The sequence below is a fragment of the Streptomyces sp. STAM6 genome (assembly GCF_054963715.1).
This window is the reverse complement of record NZ_JBUEFZ010000013.1, coordinates 78693-96500: the sequence shown is the minus strand read 5'-3', so window position 1 is coordinate 96500 and position 17808 is coordinate 78693. Positions and strand designations below refer to the sequence as shown.

Annotated in this window: 17 protein-coding genes; 3 read left to right on the top strand and 14 right to left on the bottom strand. The window is 67.1% G+C overall.

Going from position 1 to position 17808, the window contains the following annotated elements:
* Positions 1–180: 180 nt before the first annotated feature.
* A complete protein-coding gene (locus ACY34K_RS17855) occupies positions 181–1656 on the bottom strand; it encodes an ATP-binding protein (protein ID WP_462748296.1) in 1476 nt (491 codons plus the stop codon).
* A gap of 2 nt (positions 1657–1658) precedes the next feature.
* On the bottom strand, positions 1659–2486 hold the full coding sequence (locus ACY34K_RS17850; protein ID WP_462748111.1) for a bifunctional DNA primase/polymerase: 828 nt from the start codon (positions 2484–2486) through the stop codon (positions 1659–1661).
* Positions 2487–2691: 205 nt separating this feature from the next.
* Between ACY34K_RS17850 and ACY34K_RS17845 the strand changes: the two genes are divergently transcribed.
* Positions 2692–3702 (top strand): hypothetical protein, encoded by a 1011-nt coding sequence (locus tag ACY34K_RS17845; RefSeq protein WP_462748109.1) that lies wholly within the window; start codon positions 2692–2694, stop codon positions 3700–3702.
* 4 nt (positions 3703–3706) lie between these two features.
* Here the strand turns inward: ACY34K_RS17845 and ACY34K_RS17840 are convergent, their stop codons facing one another.
* The 8 genes from ACY34K_RS17840 to ACY34K_RS17805 all read right to left on the bottom strand — a co-directional run bounded on the left by ACY34K_RS17840 (position 3707) and on the right by ACY34K_RS17805 (position 10173).
* Complete coding sequence (locus tag ACY34K_RS17840) at positions 3707–4159, bottom strand: hypothetical protein (RefSeq protein ID WP_462748107.1); 453 nt, start codon at positions 4157–4159, stop codon at positions 3707–3709.
* Positions 4160–4327: 168 nt separating this feature from the next.
* Positions 4328–6328, bottom strand: coding sequence for a plasmid transfer protein TraB (gene traB / locus ACY34K_RS17835; RefSeq protein ID WP_462748294.1), 2001 nt, complete (start codon positions 6326–6328; stop codon positions 4328–4330).
* A gap of 69 nt (positions 6329–6397) precedes the next feature.
* Entirely contained in the window at positions 6398–7000 is a 603-nt protein-coding gene (gene traA, locus ACY34K_RS17830; protein ID WP_462748105.1) for a plasmid transfer protein TraA, read from the bottom strand.
* A 16-nt stretch (positions 7001–7016) separates the two neighbouring features.
* On the bottom strand, positions 7017–7505 hold the full coding sequence (locus tag ACY34K_RS17825) for a hypothetical protein (RefSeq protein ID WP_462748103.1): 489 nt from the start codon (positions 7503–7505) through the stop codon (positions 7017–7019).
* Between the two features lie 28 nt (positions 7506–7533).
* Positions 7534–8616, bottom strand: a complete 1083-nt coding sequence (locus tag ACY34K_RS17820) for a phosphoadenosine phosphosulfate reductase domain-containing protein (RefSeq protein WP_462748100.1) — start codon at positions 8614–8616, stop codon at positions 7534–7536.
* Positions 8613–9626, bottom strand: coding sequence for a DUF2637 domain-containing protein (locus ACY34K_RS17815; RefSeq protein ID WP_462748292.1), 1014 nt, complete (start codon positions 9624–9626; stop codon positions 8613–8615). Before ACY34K_RS17815 ends, ACY34K_RS17820 begins: the two co-directional genes overlap by 4 nt.
* Positions 9623–9913, bottom strand: a complete 291-nt coding sequence (locus ACY34K_RS17810) for a DUF6303 family protein (RefSeq protein WP_462748098.1) — start codon at positions 9911–9913, stop codon at positions 9623–9625. Before ACY34K_RS17810 ends, ACY34K_RS17815 begins: the two co-directional genes overlap by 4 nt.
* Positions 9910–10173, bottom strand: a complete 264-nt coding sequence (locus ACY34K_RS17805; RefSeq protein ID WP_462748096.1) for a DUF6284 family protein — start codon at positions 10171–10173, stop codon at positions 9910–9912. The genes ACY34K_RS17810 and ACY34K_RS17805 overlap by 4 nt, the downstream gene beginning before the upstream one ends.
* Before the next feature lie 746 nt (positions 10174–10919).
* Between ACY34K_RS17805 and ACY34K_RS17800 the strand changes: the two genes are divergently transcribed.
* Both ACY34K_RS17800 and ACY34K_RS17795 read left to right on the top strand, forming a co-directional pair.
* Positions 10920–11729: a GntR family transcriptional regulator gene (locus ACY34K_RS17800; protein ID WP_462748093.1), complete on the top strand. Its 810-nt coding sequence runs from the start codon at positions 10920–10922 to the stop codon at positions 11727–11729.
* Positions 11726–12391 carry a YdcF family protein gene (locus ACY34K_RS17795; protein ID WP_462748091.1) on the top strand — a complete coding sequence of 222 codons (666 nt, stop codon included), beginning with the start codon at positions 11726–11728 and terminating at the stop codon, positions 12389–12391. Before ACY34K_RS17800 ends, ACY34K_RS17795 begins: the two co-directional genes overlap by 4 nt.
* 337 nt (positions 12392–12728) lie before the next feature.
* Here ACY34K_RS17795 and ACY34K_RS17790 read toward each other — a convergent pair whose 3' ends face one another.
* The 4 genes from ACY34K_RS17790 to ACY34K_RS17775 all read right to left on the bottom strand — a co-directional run bounded on the left by ACY34K_RS17790 (position 12729) and on the right by ACY34K_RS17775 (position 17040).
* A complete protein-coding gene (locus tag ACY34K_RS17790) occupies positions 12729–13553 on the bottom strand; it encodes a helix-turn-helix transcriptional regulator (RefSeq protein ID WP_462748089.1) in 825 nt (274 codons plus the stop codon).
* 2 nt (positions 13554–13555) lie between these two features.
* A complete protein-coding gene (locus ACY34K_RS17785) occupies positions 13556–13795 on the bottom strand; it encodes a hypothetical protein (RefSeq protein ID WP_462748086.1) in 240 nt (79 codons plus the stop codon).
* Positions 13796–14620: 825 nt separating this feature from the next.
* Positions 14621–15679 (bottom strand): HNH endonuclease, encoded by a 1059-nt coding sequence (locus ACY34K_RS17780; protein WP_462748083.1) that lies wholly within the window; start codon positions 15677–15679, stop codon positions 14621–14623.
* An 80-nt stretch (positions 15680–15759) separates the two neighbouring features.
* Entirely contained in the window at positions 15760–17040 is a 1281-nt protein-coding gene (locus ACY34K_RS17775; RefSeq protein WP_462748081.1) for a DNA sulfur modification protein DndB, read from the bottom strand.
* Positions 17041–17808: the final 768 nt, after the last annotated feature.

Below are 17808 nucleotides of genomic sequence, written 5' to 3'. Positions count from 1 at the left end.
GTTCCCCTACTTAGGAAAAGAGGGGGGTGGTGTCTGTTGTTGTGCGCGGCTCAGAGCGCGAAGAAGGAGCCGCTGGCGCGGCACGTCCTTCGGGCGGTGCTGCGCACCGAACAGCAAGAGGAGCACCCATCGCCGCGTCGGCCCGGGTGCTCTTCTTGCTGTTGTGCGGTGACCTCGCGTTCAGAACGCGGGTTCCTGTTGCGGGCCGGGTGCCGGCGCGGGTTCGGTGAGCTCGATGTAGCGGGCCTCGCGGGTGCGTCCCCAGTCGACGACCAGGCCGCGGGCGGCGAGGGTGGGCTGAAGGCGCTTGAGCCGGTCGGAGAGGACCTTGCCGGTGGTCGGCCACCCCTTGGGAAGCGGGCGGCAGTCCTCGCCGCTGTAGAGCCGGGTGAGCAGGTGCAGCCACTCCGCGGACGTCATCCGCTCCTGTGCCCCGGGGTGCATGCCGGCCGCGTACTGGAGCACGGTCTGTGCGAGCAGGTCGCCCTCGATGACGTCGTCGTTGAGATCGTCCAGTCCGGCCCGGTAGGCCGCCAGAGCCCCGAGGCCCATCGCTTCGTCGAGCTGCGCGCACAGGTGGGCGAAGTCCGCCATGCGCAGGTCGGTTGGCGTCTCGGCGGTGGCGGCGCGGACCTTGACGGTCAGGTCCAGCAGGGAGCCGAGCATGACGGGCAGGGCTTCCGCGTACTCCGTCCAGAGCTCCGCTTCGGTGCGCCGCACCTTCGGGCGTTCCAGGCGCAGCGGTAGGAGGCGTTCGGCGAGGTCGGGGCGGATGACGCCGACGTCGATGCCGGTCAGGAGCAGGGGGCGGCGGTAGCGGGCGCGGAAGACGTCTCCGTCGGTGAACAGGGCTCGCTTGACGCTTTCGGCTCCGGTGACGATGCAGCACATGGCGTCGGACAGGTCCGGGGTCATGTGGGAGAGGTTGTCCAGCGCCGTGACCCATCCCGCGGCCACGGCCGCGATCAGGTTGTCCTCGTCCTTCGGGGCGCGACGCAGGTCCCCGGTCATGCCCTCGATGAGCCGGATGAGCATCCGTCCGCCGGTGGACTTGCCCGCGCCCTGGGGGCCGGTGAGGAAGGGCGCGGGGACGGGTACGGCGGGTTCCAGGCAGCCGATGAGCCAGGCCATGGCCAGGCACTCGGTTTCGGCGCCTGCGAAGTTGCAGAGCCGAAAGAGCAGGTCGATGCCCTTGCCGTTGGTGTCCTTGGCGGGCAGGGGCAGTTCGCCGGTGAGCTGGGTGCGTCGCCAGCACACCTCGCTCGGGTCGGGGGTGCGGATGTCCCAGCCGGTGGGGTGGATGCGGACGGACTGGCCGTCGTTACGGCCGAGGTCCAGCCAGGTGGCCCCGTCCAGGCCGGGGGCGACGCGGATGTGGACGGGCTGGACCTGCTCGGTGAGGGCGAGTGCTTCGATCAAGTCGAGTGCCTCCTTCATCGCGGTGCCGTTGAACGTGCCGAGTCCGTCCTTGAATAGGCCGACCATGAGTTCTTGGCGGTGGCTTCCGGTGGTGCCCTGGGAGCGGATCGGGCGGGCCACGGGGTGGCCCTTGCGCTGTGCGTAGACGGTGCCGTCCGCGGTGCGGAAGTAGCGGAAGCGCTCTTGCGCGTAGTCCGCGATGACCTTCCGCGCCGGGTTCTTGTCGTCGTCGTCCATGCTCAAAGCCCCAACGTGGTGCGTGCGTTGGTCCACGCATCCGTGCAGTGCCGCGGAGTCTCGCCCTTGGCCTGCGCGGCGGTGAACAGGCGGGCGATGTGGTCCTCGGTGAGGCAGCCGCACCGGCCGTGCGTCGAGAGCACGGCCAGGAACGTCCGGTACACGGCCGTGTGCACGCCGCTGGACGTCTCGGTGATGCGCTGTTCCGCCATGGCGATCCCGCGTTCGAGGTAGGCGGGGGTGCGGTGGCGGCATTCCCCGCCCCTGGCCGGCGCGGGGACCCTGATGGGTACGGGGGCCGCGGGCTTGGCTGCGGTGAGCGCGCGCACGACGTCGGGCAGCGCGGCCATGGTGCCGGTGCCAGATCCGAGCCAGCGGGCGTAGGCCATGGTGGATTTGATGTCCACGCCGGGCCGCACGCCGTTGGCCGACGGCATCGTTCCGAGGTAGAGCCAGTGCTCGCCGCGGGTGGTGGGCACGGTCCGTGTGGCGGGCAGGGTGGCGCGGGCCCACGCGATGGCGTCGGTGTTGTCGCAGTCGACGACCGTCAGGCCGGCGCCGCCGGGGTGGTAGGCGACCGCCGCGGCGCCGTGCCATGCGGTCGCCCATGCCGGCGAGTTGATGACGGCGGGGTCTGTGGTGGCGGCGGCCCAGCCGTGGCAGGGGGCGGGGCAGGTGCAGGGGCCGGGGTTCTTCATGTGCGGGCGCCCGCCGCACGAGGTGTACAGGCACGCGGGGCAGTTGGCGAAGGGCACCTTGCCCTTGCGCAGCGGCAGGACGGGCAGCCCCTCGACCGCGAGCTGGAGGGCGGTGCACAGGTGGTTGTTCACGCTGCCACCTCCAGCGTCCGGGAAGTGAGTAAGGCGAGGGCTCGCCGGGTGTCATCGGGTTGCGTCATGCTGGAGACCTCCAACAGGTCTGTCGAGGACTGGTTGGCAAGGGCGGCCCCGGACTTTGCCGAGACGGGAGCCGCCCTACTTGCCGGCAGTGGGCCGGCAAAGGCTTGTGTCAGTGGAGCTGGATAGGTTGCGTCTCATGGCGACTGACGACCTTGTTCCAGGCACGATCGCGACCCGCGCTGAGGTGAAGGCGATCTACGGCGGAGCGATCCAGGGGGGTATCCAGACCCCGGCGAATGGCGAAACGGTGCTGATCTACTCCGACCCGGCGGCGGGGGCGAAGCACGGGTACACCTTCGACGGGCAGGTCGAGGACGACGAACACGGCCCGCTCTTCCTCTACACCGGCGAAGGGATGTCGGGGAATCAGCAGATGACGTCTGGGAACAAAGCCTTGCTGGACAGCGTCACCGATGGCCGCCGGGTCCTGCTCTTCGTCGCGGCCAGCAAGAAGGGCGCTGCCAAGGGAGGTGTGCGGCACCGGTTCGTGGGGCCGGCCCTGGTGGACCCGGTGCTTCCCTACGTGGAACGCCATGCGCCGGGCGGTGACAAGGTGATGCGGCGGGTGTTCGTCTTCCGTTTGCGTCCCGTGCCGGGGGTGGAGTGGTCGCTGACGGATGCGGACATGGCGATGCCCGCCGCAGTGAGCAGTGTGGTGGAGTTGCCGGCAAGTCCGAAGGCGCCCGCCTCGCCCGCGAAGCAGACCGGGGTTAAGGACAAGAAGACGGAGAAGCACTCTACGGAGAGCACTACCGCCACCATCCGGGGTGGCGAGCGGCAGGTCATCCGCCGCGAGGGCCAGTTGGTCACCGCGTTCGAGGAGCACCTGACGGCGGTAGGCCACGTCTTCAAGAGCTTCCAAATCACAGTCAAGGGCGAAGTGGGCGCCCTGGTACCGGACTTGTACGACAGCACCGACAACGTGCTGTACGAAGCCAAGGGACAGGCGAGTCGCAATGCCGTGCGCTTCGCGATCGGCCAGCTTTTGGACTACCGCCGGCACCTAGACGTCCCGGACGGTTTGCGGTTGGCGGTGCTGCTGCCGGAAGCGCCCAGCGAGGACGTGCAGGAGCTGTTGATGGCGGAGAACATCGCTCTGGTGACACGGACGCCTGAGGGATTCGCCGGCTTTCCCCTCACCACCTGAGCTTCTACCCGTGGAAGTGGCTGCGCTTGATGACGGCTTTGCGGATGTTGACCGTGGTGCCGCCGCTGTGGCGGCCAGTGGTGCCGAAGATCTGAATGGCGATCCAGCCGCCGAAGATGACCGCGGCGAGGGTGATGAGCTGGGTGATGAACGCGGTCAGGGCGGCGATGAACGAGGTGAGCAGGACCAGTCCGCCGCACACCGCGCCGAACCCGATCCCTCCGAGAGCGATGTTCACCGCGGTGCGCGAGACGGCCGGCCGCGGAGCGAGCGGCGCCGGGGCCGGCGCGGGGGCGAGGGAGTAGCCGGTGACGACCCGGCCATCGGGCAAAACGATCGACTGCACCGCGGACGCCGGGTCCGGCTGCACCGGCACGAGGGGTGCGGCGGGCGGATAGGCGGTGATCGGAATGGGGTGGTGGACTTCGACGGCCGCGGGCCGTTCGAGGTGACCCATGCGAACTCCTCTGGGACGGGAGCGGGCCCGCGCCACAGAGTGTGAGGCGGGCCCGCGAGCGGGTGTTACGTGACGGTGTGAGGGGTGTGATCGGCCGCTGTTAGGGCGGGTAACGCGTGCGTCTGCCTAGGGGTTTGGGTGTTAGGCAGGCGTAACGCGTTACGGGTGTCAGGCGGCTGTGAGGGCGGGAACGATCCGCCACCGGCCGGTGGTGTTGGTGGCGTCCAGGCGCCCGTCTTGTGCGGCTTCCTTGAGCCGCAGGGAGACCCAGGAGCGGGAGAGGCCGTGGCGGTCGCACCAGTCGGTGAAGTCCTTCGGGCCGACCACCATCTGACCGTTGCTCTCGAACTCCTCAAGTGCCTGAGCGAACAGCCGCCGCGCCTCCTCGGGGGAGGGCTTGCGGCCGGCTTCCTGGCCGAAGATCGGCGCGTCGTCGCCCTGCTCCGGCTCGGGGAGGTCGGCCTCGGGGTCGATATCGGCGTCCTCGGGGTCGACGAGCAGACCGCCGTGTTCCATGTCGTCCTCCTCGGGGACGGCCCGCAGCCCGACCGGCCGCGGCGCCGTGTCGGTGTCGTCGGTGGTGCGGCCGGTGTAGGCGCGGCCGGCCACCGACGAGGCGACGCCGGCGGTGATGGGGTCGGCGGTGGCGCCGTTGTGCTGCGCCCATGCCGCGAGTTGCTCCATGACGGGCACCGCGCGGGTGGTGAAGCGGCGGGTGCGGCCCGGCGAGGGGTAGCGGGCTTCGTCGATCCCGGGGGAGACGACGTAGCAGTAGCCGGGGCGCCGGTTGCCCCACGCTCCGGGGTGGGCGCCGGCGTCGATGACCGTCTCCGGCAGTGCGAACCCTTCGTCGCGCGGGTCGCAACCGAGTGCGATCACGGACGGGAGGGAGGCGCGGGTGGAGGTGGACATCTGGTCGTAGGAAGGGCGCTGAAGCGACACGATCAGGGAGACACCCGCGGAGCGGGCCTCCTGCGCGATGCCAGTGAAGGCGTCGTCTCCGAGGTTGCGCAGGGTGTTGGCGGCTTCCTCGAACCAGGCGACCAGGAACGGCATGCCCGCGCAGCCGCAGGCCCGGCCGTCCTGGCGGCAGGAGTGCTCGGGGTCGTTCTGCGGTTCGGCTGCAGCGGGCACCCACTGGCGGTAGCCGTGGGCTCCGAGCCAGCGGGTGCGGGCGGGGATGACCGCCTCAACTGCCGCCACCATGATTTCCGTCTGGCTGCCGCCCTCAGCGTCCCAGTCCAGACCAGCCCGGAGAGGGGCGAAGTCCTGAAACGCCTTCGGGTCGGAGAACCACACGATGACATCCCGCCGGGAGAGGACCTCCGTGAGCAGGTTCAGGGCGGCATCGCCCTTGCCGGACCCGGACTGGCCCGCGATCAGGCCGTGGGTAGAGTTGCGGCCCGCGTCCGGATCGCCGGGCAGCCACATGACGAGCGCGGAGCCGTCGTCGTAGCGGCCGATGACCAGCGGATCGGCGATCGACCCCCCGAGGTTGGAGGGGCCCTCCCACTGGACCTCTTCGGACAGCATGTCCTCGGGGACGATGACCAGCTCGCCGCGCCGGACGGAGCCGGGGTCGGGCGTGTACCGGACGGCGGATGTCGGCAGATCCAGCGCGGACGCGATCCGCACCAGGGCCTTGGCAACGTCGTCGTTGGTCTGCTCGCCCGCCTGAAGGGCGATCGGCGCGGTGACCCGGTTGGGTTCCACCTTCGCTGCACCGATCTGTGCCCGCGCCAGGCCCACCTTTTCCAGCAGACCCCCGTCCGAACTGGCCGGGGCTCCGTCAGGGTTGTGGCGCAGGACCGTGCGCACGTTCCACGTCAGCGCCACGGCGGGCCCGCCCATGAGGAACAGGTCGTCGATCGGCCCGGCCGTGGGCCCAGCGAGGCAGGCAGCCGTGACCCAGGCGGAGCCGGCGGCCGCGGTGACGGTGGCGTGCAGGCGCCGCTGGTTGCTGGTCGACTTGCCAGCCCACCAGGTGGCGCCGGTCAGCGCCACCGAGGCGAGGGTCAGCCCGACGCCGGCGGCGGCGCTCTCACCCCACTGCCAGTGCCCCAACGCCCCGGCCACACCGGTACCGGCCCAGCCGAGCCAGGGCGGCAGGTGCGGCTTGGCCCGGTTCAGCAGGTACGCCCGTACCGTGCCGCCCGAACCCTCGTTCATGCCGGTGACGGCGAGCGGGTAGCTCCGGCCGTCCTGATCAGTCCACTGCTGAGCCATGGCTCAACCTCCCTACTGCTGAGCCCAGTTCATGACCGGCTGTTGCGGCTTGCGGGCGCGGTGACGGACGCGGTTGATCTCTTCCTCGAACTCCTGCTGGAAGGTCGCGTAGCAGGCCGCGGCGTTCTTCGCGGCATCCCGCAAGGCGTCTGCGGAGCGCTGCATCTTGCGGGAGACCTTCCGGGCCCGCACACGCGAGCCGAACGCACGGCCCTCCGGGTCCGGCACCGCAGTCAAAACGCCCTTGAGGATCTCCGCCCCCATGGCCACCTCAATGGACAAGGTCACGGCCGCGGCCCGCAGGGTGTTGCAGTAGTTCCGCACCTCTGCCGGGGAGCCGAACTCCGGGGCGGGCAGCAGGGATTCGGCGGGCGAGCGGCGGCCCCCGCCGCGGGCCGCGTGCTTGGTGTTGTTGACGGTGACGTTGATCGGGGGGACGAACGAGCCGCCCATTGCGCCGACGAACCCGCCCACGGCGGCGCCTGCGTTGGCGAACTTGGCGCCCTTGTTCTGCGGGTTCGCACCGTTGCGCCGGGGGTTGGTGAAGGGCTGGTTTGCCTGGCGCCGGGCGAAGTCGTCGACCTGGCGGGCGGAGGCGTTGCGGTTTGCTGCCATCGGGCAGTCTCCTCAGCTAGTGGGTGCGGCGGACGATGAGCCAGGCGGACTGAGCGATGATCAGGGCGATCAGCCAGATCAGTCCGAGCGGGCCGGCCCACGGGCCGAATGCGGCGGCCAGCGCCGCCCACGTGCCGGTGAGCGTGGCGAGCGCAGACAGTCCGATGCGCCAGGCGAGGGTGGAACGGTGGGCGGGGCGGCGGCGCTGCATGACGGCGAACCAGACCGCCGGCGCCGCGGCGAGCGGGGCGAGGACGAGCCCGGACCACCAGCCCAAGACGTGCAGGAGCGCGGTGACGACCAGCGCGAGCAGAGCCAGGCCCGTGGGGGCGAGCGCGGCACGGAAGCGCCACAGAGCCCGCCCGAGGAAGCCGAACACCTCGCGGGTCAGCGAGGGTCGGTGCGGGACGACGATTAGGAACGGCTGCGAGCGGCGGCCGCGCTGGTGCGGAATACGAACGGTGTGGATGCCCGCGCCACCGCGGGATCGGGTACGGCTGGACACAGCGAAACTCCCAGGTTGAAGAGGGTGTTCAGGCGGCGCGCTGTTCGTCGGGGCGGGTGAAGGTGGCGAACTGGCTGGGGGTGATCAGGCCGGACTCGCGCCATTCGGCGAGCAGGTCGGCTTGCCCCTCGATGGCCTCGCACTTGCCACACAGCCGCCCGGCCGGGCGGCGCCGGCGGGAGCCGGGTGGGCGCTGGCCCCACTTGCACGCGGTCAGGCCCGCGGCTTCGGCCTCGCGCTGCAACTCCCGCAGGGGCTTGGTGGCGTGGGGGTAGAAGAACTCGATCTCTTCGAGCTCATTGGGCTTGGCGAACGCGCCGCACAGGCACTCCCCGGACATGTGCAGGTGCACGGTGACCTCGTTGAGCGGGAGGGCGTTCGGAGTGCACAGCATGTGGTCGGTGTGCTGGTGGGGGAGGGTGCAGCGGTGGCGATCGCGGTATTCGCGCATGTGGGCGTTGGTCCAGTGCACGATCGGGGAGACCCAGAGCAGGGCGCCCTCGCGGTCGACCTCTTCTGCGTTGCGAAAGCGACGGTCGGTCTCGGCCCAGCGCATGCCACCGAGGTAGACGACGTTGCGGGTACGCCCGTGGCGGCCGATGATTTGCCCCCGCAGGCGCTGTAACGGCTCGTCTTTGAGCCTGCGGTACATCACTGAGTGTCCGGCCGGGCCGGGGAATCCCTTCCACACCTGGCGGCCGATGTTCTTGCCGCGAGTGGACAGCACATTGCCCAGCACGAGATCCCGGTAGGAGTTCTTCGGGCGAAGCTCGTGCAGGGGCAAACCCCAGGCGGCGACCACATCGCGCACGTGCTGGGTGGTATCCGGGATACCGGTACCGGTGTTGACGTGCGCGATCGCATCCACATGATCGCGGAAGAGATGGTTGACGACCACGGAGTCGTTGCCGCCGGAGAACAGCCCAACCGTGGCCACGACCGGGAAGGCGGCCAGGACGCGATCGAGGATGGCGAATGAGCGGGCGATCGCCGCATCCAAGGTCAAAGCCTCGGGCTCGGCTTCCGCCTTCGGCGGCCGGCCAGTTATGCGGTCGGCCATGCCTGGGAACATGTCCCCGACCAGCTGTCGGCGCTTGTTGCGGGAGGTCATGCCACCACCTCAACCGGCTCGTGCTCACGGGCAGGGTGACCAACGTTGCGGAACTCCTGGTAGCGCGTGGACACCCATCCCACCGACCAGCCGCACAGCTCGGCAGCCGATCGCACCGGAAGCCCTACCTCGAACGCGGCCTGCACGGTTGAACGCGCACGATCCTCGGGGAGCTTCTCGACAGCGGGCCCAGCGGCCAGCAGGGCGGCGCGTTCACGCTCCGCCTGCGCTTGCCGCTCAGCCTGTTCAAGGCGTTCACGCTCCGCCCGCGCGGCCCGTTCCTGCTCGGCACGCTCAGCGGCCTCGCGTTCACGGCGTTCACGCTCGCGCGCCTGCTGTTCACGCTCGCGCTCAGCGCGTTCACGCGCCTCCCGCTCCGCCTGCTCACGGGCCGCGGTTTGCTCGCGTTCCTCGCGGCGGACGGCTTCCTCGCGTTCGACCTGTTGACGGGTCAGGCGGGCTTCGTGTTCACGCTGTTCACGTGCCAGCAGCGCGGCATGCTCGCGCTCCTCGCGGGCCAGCCGCGCGGCCGTCTCACGCCGCTCAGCAATCACCCGCTCGCGCGCTTCGCGCTGTGCCCGCTGCCGGGTCTCCAGCTCGGTCACTGCGGCGGCGATCGCACGCCGGTAGGCGAGCCCGGTTTCCGCGGTGACGATCAGCAGGAGCGGCGCGACCGCGTGCACGGCCACGCCGACCAGGTCGTTGTGCAGGGCGGAGTCGGCGACGTTGAGGGCGAGGGTCATGCAGCCGGTCATCCAGCGCAGCACGATCGGCCACTTCCCTCCGTGACCTCCGAGCCGGGCCAGCACCGCATCGAGACGGACCACGATGACCACCGCGGCATCCACCACGAGCGGCAGGATCGGGGCGGTCCACTTCCACTCGTCGGGGGTGTGGGCGGCGGCGAGGGGGGTGACGGTGAGGATCGAATACAGCATCGCCCCGGCGACGATCAGCCACGTGCCAACCGACAGGGCGCGCTCGGCTGAACGGATCTGAACGGCGTTCACGCGATCGCCCCCGTCCATGAACGCACCTGAGTCGCGGCGATCAGGACGACCGGCGAAGCAGGGTTGCCGGGGTCGTCGCTGTCCTCGGTCCACCGCCACTCAGCGCCCGGTACCGGCTCGAAGCCGAGCACGCTGAGCGCGTCCGCGCGCTCCGTGAACGTCGGCACCGGAAGGGCCCGGTCGAAGCCGAACTCCGGCCACGCTTCGGTGGTGTTCAGCAGGACCACGTACAGGCGCCACTGGCCCTTGAACACGGACATCTGCGCCGTGAACGTCTGCGCTGTCACGCCCCGACTCCCGACGCCGTGACCGTGTGGTTGATCAGTTCCACCCGCGCGGCCAGCGCCCGGCGGCGGGCTCGGCGGATACGCCGCTGATCCAGCTCGCTCGGGGTGCGGTCGAGGGTGGCGATGTGCGCGTCCAGCAGGTCGATGTCCGCGAGGATGACCGGCATCTCGGTCTCGATCGCGTCCAGCTCCGCATCCGTCGGCTCGTTCCAGTCAGCGAACGCGGTAACAGCATCCTGAACAGTCACGATGTGGTCCATTGGGTCGTGGTCCTCTCCAGAAGGTGAACGGCCCGAACAGCGGCTCCCGGGTGGCACTCCGGGAGCCGCGCGCCGTTGAAGTCGGTCAATCCGGCTCCCCGCGCTCCCGCCCGTCCCCCGGCCGCAAGGCGGAACGAGGTACGGGCGGGAGAGGCAGCCGGCCGCAGCGTCCAGCGCTGCGAAGCCAGGACGGACCGGAAAGAGCAGGGGCGCCGCCGGCCGGTCCATCACGACGGCGCCTTGGTATGTCGTCGGCCCATGCCGACCTCCCGCAGATCGCAGGGACACGGCTTTCACTGGTACGCCGTTGCCACAGCGGACCGGCCCCGAGCCGGGAAATCGGGCGCGTCATCGTCACTGCTCTGACGCCAGCAGGGCGGCGCGCACCACGTGGCACCCGAAGGGTTGCCATCCCGAAAGGAAGGGATGATCCCCACGGCTGTTTCTCCAGAGCTGACACGCAGGAAGTGGCCGCCGACGGCCATCACCCGGGCCGTTGCGGGGACGGAGCTCTAGGCCCCATCGACTTGTCACGCTGTTGAGTTCTTAAGGAACGACCAGCTCAGGGCCCCACGTGCACGAGCAATCCCGAACCGACAAAGCCACTGAAGGGAACCCAAAGATGAGCCCCTTCCCTCGCTGTCCTAGGACTGCGAGCGGCCTGAGAAGAGAATGCACCGCTGTCCTAGGACTGTCAACAGTCCTAGGACTGTGTGCTTCACTTAGAGCTGTCGGGAGGAGTCGATGTGGCAGCGAAGGCGCCGAAGTGGCGTGACCTTGCGGACCGGTATGCCGAGAGAATCAGGAGCGGTGAATACGGGCCTGACCGGCAGCTTCCTCAGATTCGGGAGCTAGTAGAGGCTGGCGAGGGGTCAAAGGAGACGGTCCACCGGGCCTACAAGGCTCTGGAAGCAGAGGGGCTGGTCACGATGACCCGCGGCCACGGCACCGTCGTGCGCTCGAAGCCTCCGCTCAAGCGGTTGGGCATCGCGCGGTACGACAAGGCCAAGTGGCGGGACGGCGACGAAGTCGCGTTCATCGCTGACCGAGTGGCGTCCGGCCGCTCCTACAACCGGAACGAGCAAACCCAGACCGTGAGCCGTGTGAAGGCGCCGGCGGCCGTGGCCGCGGCCCACGGCATCTCTGAGGGAGCGGACGTGTACGCGCGAGCACGCCTCGTGAAGGAAGGGACGCAGCCGACCCACACCTTGACCAGCTACTACCGCCCTGAGCATGTCGAAGGAACCCGCATCGTCGACCCGACACCGGGTCCCGCCGGACGGGGCGGCGGGTTCCGCGTCCTCTATGACGCCGGTTACGAGATCGACCACATGACGGAGGAGCTCTTCGCACGCGTGCCCACTGCCGAAGAGGCCCAACAGCTTCAGCTCTCACCAGGTGAGTGGGTGGTGGAGCTGCACCGCACCACGCGCACAGCAGACGGAACCGTTGTCGAATTCGCCATCGGGGTACACGCCGCAACGCGGTTCGCGTGGTCGTACGACTTCAAGGTGCCCGACTCAGCGAAGACGGAGACGGAGGGTGAGAGTAAGTGATCTCGGCTCAGGTGTGGGCGGACGCTCACCGACTCTGGGACTTCCAGCAGATGGGCCATGAGCCCCGCCCATGCTCCGTGGCCATCGGTCTGGGCAGTCACGACCTGGGGGTGGCCGACACCACAGCGGATCTCTACCGCCGGGGCATGATGCCGCTCATCGTCTTTACCGGCGCAACCAGCCAGACGACACGGGAGCGGATGCCGCGCGGCGAGGCCGAGCACTACCGCGAACGCGCCATGGAGCTGGGGGTTCCCGAGCCCGCCATCCTTGTTGAGCCGAACGCACGGAACACGGGTGAGAACATCCGCTTCTCTCGCGCGCTCCTGGAAGAACGGCATGTAGCCGTTTCCTCCATCCTCCTGGTCAGCAAGCCCTACGAGGAACGGCGCGCATACGCGACCGCCCGGAAGGTGTGGCCAGATGTCGAGTGGGTGTGCGCGTCCACCCGCATGACGCTCCCTGATTACTTCGACTCAATCGGGGACGTCCGTCTTGTCGTCGACATGCTGGTCGGTGCTCAGCAGCGCCTCATGATCTACCCCCGGCAAGGGTTCATGATCGAGCAAGAGATTCCCGACGACGTCACGGCCGCCTATGAGCGGCTCCGCGACCACGGTTTTACGAGCCGAATCGTGCCCGAAACAGCAGATCGGTCCTGATGGGAGCGACTGCGCTCCGTCTCAGTTTCCGTCTCATTCACCCCCGTCCGGAGCCGTTCAAAGCGGTTCACGCTCCGGGCGGGAGTACGGGAATGAACGGGCCTGGACAGCCCTATATATTACGCCCTGAGCAGCACGAACAGACCTCGAAAGCGAGTGTGAACGGATCCGCTCCAGGCCGAGAAAGACATGGCCTCGGCTGGAGCCGAGGCCATGGGGTGGTCACCGCAGAGCGGCAGCAGGCCCAAGTGGTGCCTCCGGCGGGGGCGCCCTAAGCGGGTGGCGTGCACAGGAGCCGGGGTAGTGGGTGATTGTGCGTGATTTCAGCTTCCCGTAGTCACGTGCAGTTATCGGCCATCTTGGCTCGCGAAATTCTCGGTATCCGATCCCGGCCGCAGTCCAGGCACCAGAATTGCCCAGTGAGGGCAGCTTCAGGTTCGACAATCACTCGATAGCATCCAGCGCAATCGACGATACGATATCGCCCAGGCCCTCTCTGGACGGCGCTAGAATACGGGTCCTGACTGGTCCTTGAAGCCCGTTTTGATCGCTCGCGCCAGGATTTCCGGGATCGCTTTGCCCTTTCCTCTTGCTCCCGGAGTTCTGCATCGGCGCGCTCCCAAGCCATCCCCCACGAATCCAGCGCAGATCCCTGCACCCCACACGCCCGGGCGAAGGCTATGACGAAGTCCCGACGTGGTAGGTAGTCCTTGGTGAGAATCCGACTGATCGTGGTGGGAGGAAGCCGTCCGTGCCCACCAGCTCGTTCGCTCAACTCACGGTAGGAGCGACAGCCATCCTTGCGGTAGAGCTCTACCAAGGCGGAATAAAGCTCCGAGTAATTCTGAACGTAATCGACATGTGCAGAATTAGTCGAGCCCCGAGGGGTTGATTCCTTCGCGGCTTCGTATCGCGCCTTTTGCCATAGACGCTCTGCTTCACGTGGATCTGCGCCACAGGCGTTGGCGAACTCGCGAACCACATTCAACCTCGGAATCTTTTTTCCCGAGGCTGCACGCCTAAGAGTGTCCTCACTGCATGCAGTGAAGCGCGCTAGTTGCTCGTAGCTGTACCCCGCGCTCTCGCGCCGGGCGCGAAGCCACGACGCGAGAGCATAAAGGGACGCACTACATGTAGCGATTGGGGATTCGTGACGTCCCACGATCAAGCAACCGCACCAGGCGCCAGGCGGGAGGTGCCAGCATGTAGCCGCACCCGCCGACCGAAGCGCGTCGCGAAGAAGCAGGCGTTCCCAATGGTGATGTAGAACACCAAAGGTGACGTTCCGGACAAGGTGAGGCTGGCCACCAGTACCACCACGACCACCACGAGGATTACCTCCGGAAGCGTGAGCGGTTGTGGTGCGGGCTCGACACAGTTGAGATTGCTGATTTGTGCGGCCATCAGGGATGGTCCTCCAGGTGTGCGTGGGCTCCAACTCGGCGGTGTGAAAGGGCGGTTGCCGTCGCCCTGGCTCACGAGAGTCGATTTTGGCAGGCACTGAGCAGTCAGCCCACTCCCACCGCGGTGATTCCGGCAGGCACGGCCCAACCTGGGGGCGGCAGGCCCCGATGTAGGTGAGCAGGAACTTGAAGGATGAAACCCCTGATCAGCAAGCAACTGCATGCTCAAATTCCCGCATTTTTGTACCGTTGGCTGGCCTTGCTGCTGGACCGCAGCGGAGGGACCTTGTAGTCGTTGAGTCACGGAGGCGGCCGAAGGCTGGCACCTCTACCCGGCTGCTGTGGGCTCCGGGAACGTCGAGAAGCAGCACGTTGCCGCGAAGGCTGTTTCTCCCTGTAGTGGCGTATGCCGAAGATCGCATGCGCCACTACAGTGCTGTACAGCAACTATGTCGACCAGGATTGACAGTCGCCGACCCTAGTAGCCCTCCTGATCTGCTCAGCGCGCTTCGGCGACCACCCGGCCCGTAGTTCGCATCGAGAGGTAGGGCTTTCAAGTACCTCGCGACGCATCCGCAGGATGAGTTGGCTTCCCCATCCCAGAAATGAAGCGTGAGCAGGATGGACACGAAGACGGCACTGGCCTCCGGAGCCGTGAGAAGGCGGTAGGGCACCGAGCTGGCCCCATGTTCAGCGCGCTTCCTGCAGGCCATGCGTGGGCCAACGCGCTGGAAGGCCGGTCCGATTGAAGCATCCGTGCAGGTCAGGGCAGGGGTCAGGTGTGACACCTCGGCGCTCTTGCCAATCGTCGCACCTGCAAGTAGGTCTATCGACGGCTGGCCGCTGCGCCGACGTCTCTAGGGGCGGGCAGCAGCACTGCACCTTCGGCGCGTGCTTGAATCAGCGCGCGCAACTCCGCCGGTGTGGGCCATGGTGCACTACGGTGGATCATCCGGTGGCAGTTCGAGCAGATGAGAGCCAGGTCGGAAAGCTTGGTCGTCCCCTCGCCGGCCTCATGCAGTGGGACGACGTGGTGGCATTCGATGTAGCCCTCACCACGCTCGCCGTAGACGGCCGCGAAGTCGAAGCCGCAAGCCTCACAAGCCAAAGAGCCGCCAGCCTTCAGTACAGCGGCGATCTTCTTATTCCGTATGCCCTTGTTGCGCTCGCGCGTCCGGTGACGTCGGTACAACACCTTGCCCTCGGGGGCGCTGGCCTCGTCCTCGGCGTCGTCGTTATCGTCGGCCTCCAGGATGGCCTTCAAGGTGCCGTTCGCCAGTCCCTCGCGCAGCAGCTCGGCAGCATGCGCCATCTCATCCGGCCGCTCCAGGAAGTCGCGGAGTACCTCTCGGTCCAATTCGCCGCCCTTGGTCTTCTTCTTGGCGTAGTCCGGATGATGTGTAGCGATGTCGAAGGTCTTGCGCGCCGCGCCGTTCCGGTTGCGGTAGGTGAGAGCCCGCTCCTCCGGCGGGTAGGCGCCAAGCAGTTGAAGGTAGCGGGAGAGATCAGCGATGCGTGGATCCTCTGCGTCGAGCCCCTGCCATCCGTTCTTGGCTACCACGTCACAGGCGAGAATGAGCTCGTCGCGGGTCCAGTTGGGATTGCGAGAGACCCCGATGACGAAGCCCTCCCGCTTAAGCCACTCGACAGCATGACCACGGCCTACGCCCCCAATGAGCTCGCCCTTCGTGAGCGGCCTGCCGTGCTGGTGCTTGTGCGCCACACCGGCCACAGCCTTGGAGTCGTACTCCCTACCCTCGTGAAGAATCAGATACTTACTCGCCTTGCCGTACCCATAGGTCTCCAGGAAGACCTCTCGCGTCAACTCGTCGTACTCAGCGAGTGTCTTGAGGATGTCGTCCCGCGAGATCGCTCCCTTGTCCATGAGCGGAGTGTAGGCACGAGGTACGACACTGGCGTGGTCCGACTTCAGGCCGTCCGGGGCAATACCCGCCGACGGCCAGCTCAGTTGGTCAACGGTTCCGGGAGCGTGAAGGAGGCAAGGTCCGCGCCGCGGGCTGTCGCGATGCGGATACGTAGCATCTCGATGTCGTTGGCTGCCATCTTGTTGCCGATGACGAGGTAGGTCATGAAGTCGGCAGCGAGGTTGTAGTTCTCCTTCTTCGTGAGGATGTTGTAGGCGGAGTTGATCAGGACATCCCGCCAGAGGTGGCTCGTGATCCCCCAGTCGATCTGATAGGCGCGCTCCACGGCCTCCTGGAGTGTCAAGTTCGGGTCAGCCTTCAGGATCTGGGAGAGCGCCTGGAATAGCACGATATGGGTGGCGGGCTTGAAAAGCAGTCCATGGCTGGCGTCTTTGGCTCGCAGGTCTGGTAGCACCTTGGTGTTGTCGCGGCCATGCTTGAGCATCGGCATGCCGTCCAGCACGGTCGTCCACCAGCCCTGCACCTGCTCATACCCCTCGTCCAGAACCTCGTCCGAGGGGCGTACGTGCGTCTTCTTCTCGTTGAGTTCGTCTGCCACCCCGTAGTGCTCTGCGATGACGCGGACGGTTTCGTAGACCGCGCTGAGAGTGGTGAGCTGAACGCTGCGATCAGCGATGGTGTTGTTCTTGTAGTTGACGAGCGACTCGCCCTTGTGGTTTCGGCCGGCCAACGGGCCATCGTCATCCGCGAGCCGGCGAGTGAGGATGGCGAAGCCGTCATCCTCACTGGTGAGGATGTTGTCTCCGCGGCTGGTGTTCTTCGCGTACCGGTTGACCTTGTTGAAGATCTTCCTGGTGTGCTGGGTGCTGATGTGCGGGACGATGATGACGGTCACCTCGTCATTGGCAACGTCCTTTGCGTAGCTGCCTTCGATCAACCTGTCGATGACCACCTCTCGCAGTGCAGCAAAGCGGTGCTGGCCATCGAGGATGATCCGGTCACCGCTCTCGATGGTGAGGAAGCCGAAGGGGTTCTTGGACAGGGCTGCCTGGTACGCCCTCGGTAGGCCCTTGGCTAGGTCGCTGAACGGTTCGAACTGCGGTTCCTCATCAGCTTCGAGGAGGAGAATGAGCGCGCCGAAGAACCGATCTGGGGAGTTGGCCAAGTAGGGGGCGATCTCCGAGTGGACGCGTGCACTGTTGAGTTCGCGTTGCAGGCGTTCGGTCAGGCCCGTAGTAGCCCACTTCTCTTGTTCGCTCGCCGGTCGGGCGATCTGGACGAGGTCGCTGACCCTCATGGTGGTCACGTAGTACGGAGTCGATCCCATCTGTGCGCGGATCGCCGTGTGCAAAGTCGGCATGTCAACCCCCATGTGGTTTGCCCTTGCGGCCGCACTGTTTGCGCAAACTGTTTGTCGATACACTGGAGTTGTTTGCAAAAACAGTAGCGGTGCGATGTACTGATGGTACGTCAGTGCAGACGGGTGCCGCGTCGTGCGGTACGTGTCCCGAGTGGCGTGTGTACGTTAAGTTGGTGACGTACAGATAGAGTAGTGTGGTGATCGCGCTCCTCGATCCTCCCCTCAACTGGTCGGACTCCAAAAGGGAGTTCGGCGAAACGCCCTGAGAGGTCAGGGCTGGACGATGGGAGGGCGCGAAGTGGCAAGTCTCAATGGTGAGAAGCCTCGTCGGCGGTGGACCGGACCTGAGAAGGCCCAGGTAGCCATCGGTGTGATTGGGCTGATCCTGGCGCTTGCCGCCATCGTGGTGCAGTACGCCTCTTAGGCAACTAGGGAGCGCCCACGCACGAGTACGCCCGGCCGCGGCGGGCCGCTGGAAAAGCAGCGAGCCCGGCCTGTAAGTAGGCGACCGGGCTCGTGTTACTGCATGGAGGGCCTGGCTCTGGCACGAGCTAGGCCCTTCGTCATGTTCGGCACCTCGTCAGCCAGGACAAGGCGTCCAACAACAGAAACTGTACACCAGGTCAAAACGCTTGGCTAAGGTACAATGCGCACCCCTCGCACCCGTGTTGGGGGTATAGAGCACGTTGTCGGTCCCGGAGAGCTAGATGCCCGGCTTCGCGCATCCCTTCCCGTACGACTTCGAGTCGGCATGAGAGGCAGCCGACG

What these genes read in the sequence shown, in the direction of transcription:
- ACY34K_RS17855 (WP_462748296.1), bottom strand. Translation starts at nt 1,656, where the DNA reads ATGGACGACGACGACAAGAACCCGGCGCGGAAGGTCATCGCGGACTAC.
- ACY34K_RS17820 (WP_462748100.1), bottom strand. Translation starts at nt 8,616, where the DNA reads ATGACCTCCCGCAACAAGCGCCGACAGCTGGTCGGGGACATGTTCCCA.
- ACY34K_RS17805 (WP_462748096.1), bottom strand. Translation starts at nt 10,173, where the DNA reads ATGGACCACATCGTGACTGTTCAGGATGCTGTTACCGCGTTCGCTGAC.
- traB (WP_462748294.1), bottom strand. Translation starts at nt 6,328, where the DNA reads ATGAACGAGGGTTCGGGCGGCACGGTACGGGCGTACCTGCTGAACCGG.
- ACY34K_RS17840 (WP_462748107.1), bottom strand. Translation starts at nt 4,159, where the DNA reads ATGGGTCACCTCGAACGGCCCGCGGCCGTCGAAGTCCACCACCCCATT.
- ACY34K_RS17775 (WP_462748081.1), bottom strand. Translation starts at nt 17,040, where the DNA reads ATGCCGACTTTGCACACGGCGATCCGCGCACAGATGGGATCGACTCCG.
- ACY34K_RS17845 (WP_462748109.1), top strand. Translation starts at nt 2,692, where the DNA reads ATGGCGACTGACGACCTTGTTCCAGGCACGATCGCGACCCGCGCTGAG.
- ACY34K_RS17780 (WP_462748083.1), bottom strand. Translation starts at nt 15,679, where the DNA reads ATGGACAAGGGAGCGATCTCGCGGGACGACATCCTCAAGACACTCGCT.
- ACY34K_RS17785 (WP_462748086.1), bottom strand. Translation starts at nt 13,795, where the DNA reads ATGGCCGCACAAATCAGCAATCTCAACTGTGTCGAGCCCGCACCACAA.
- traA (WP_462748105.1), bottom strand. Translation starts at nt 7,000, where the DNA reads ATGGCAGCAAACCGCAACGCCTCCGCCCGCCAGGTCGACGACTTCGCC.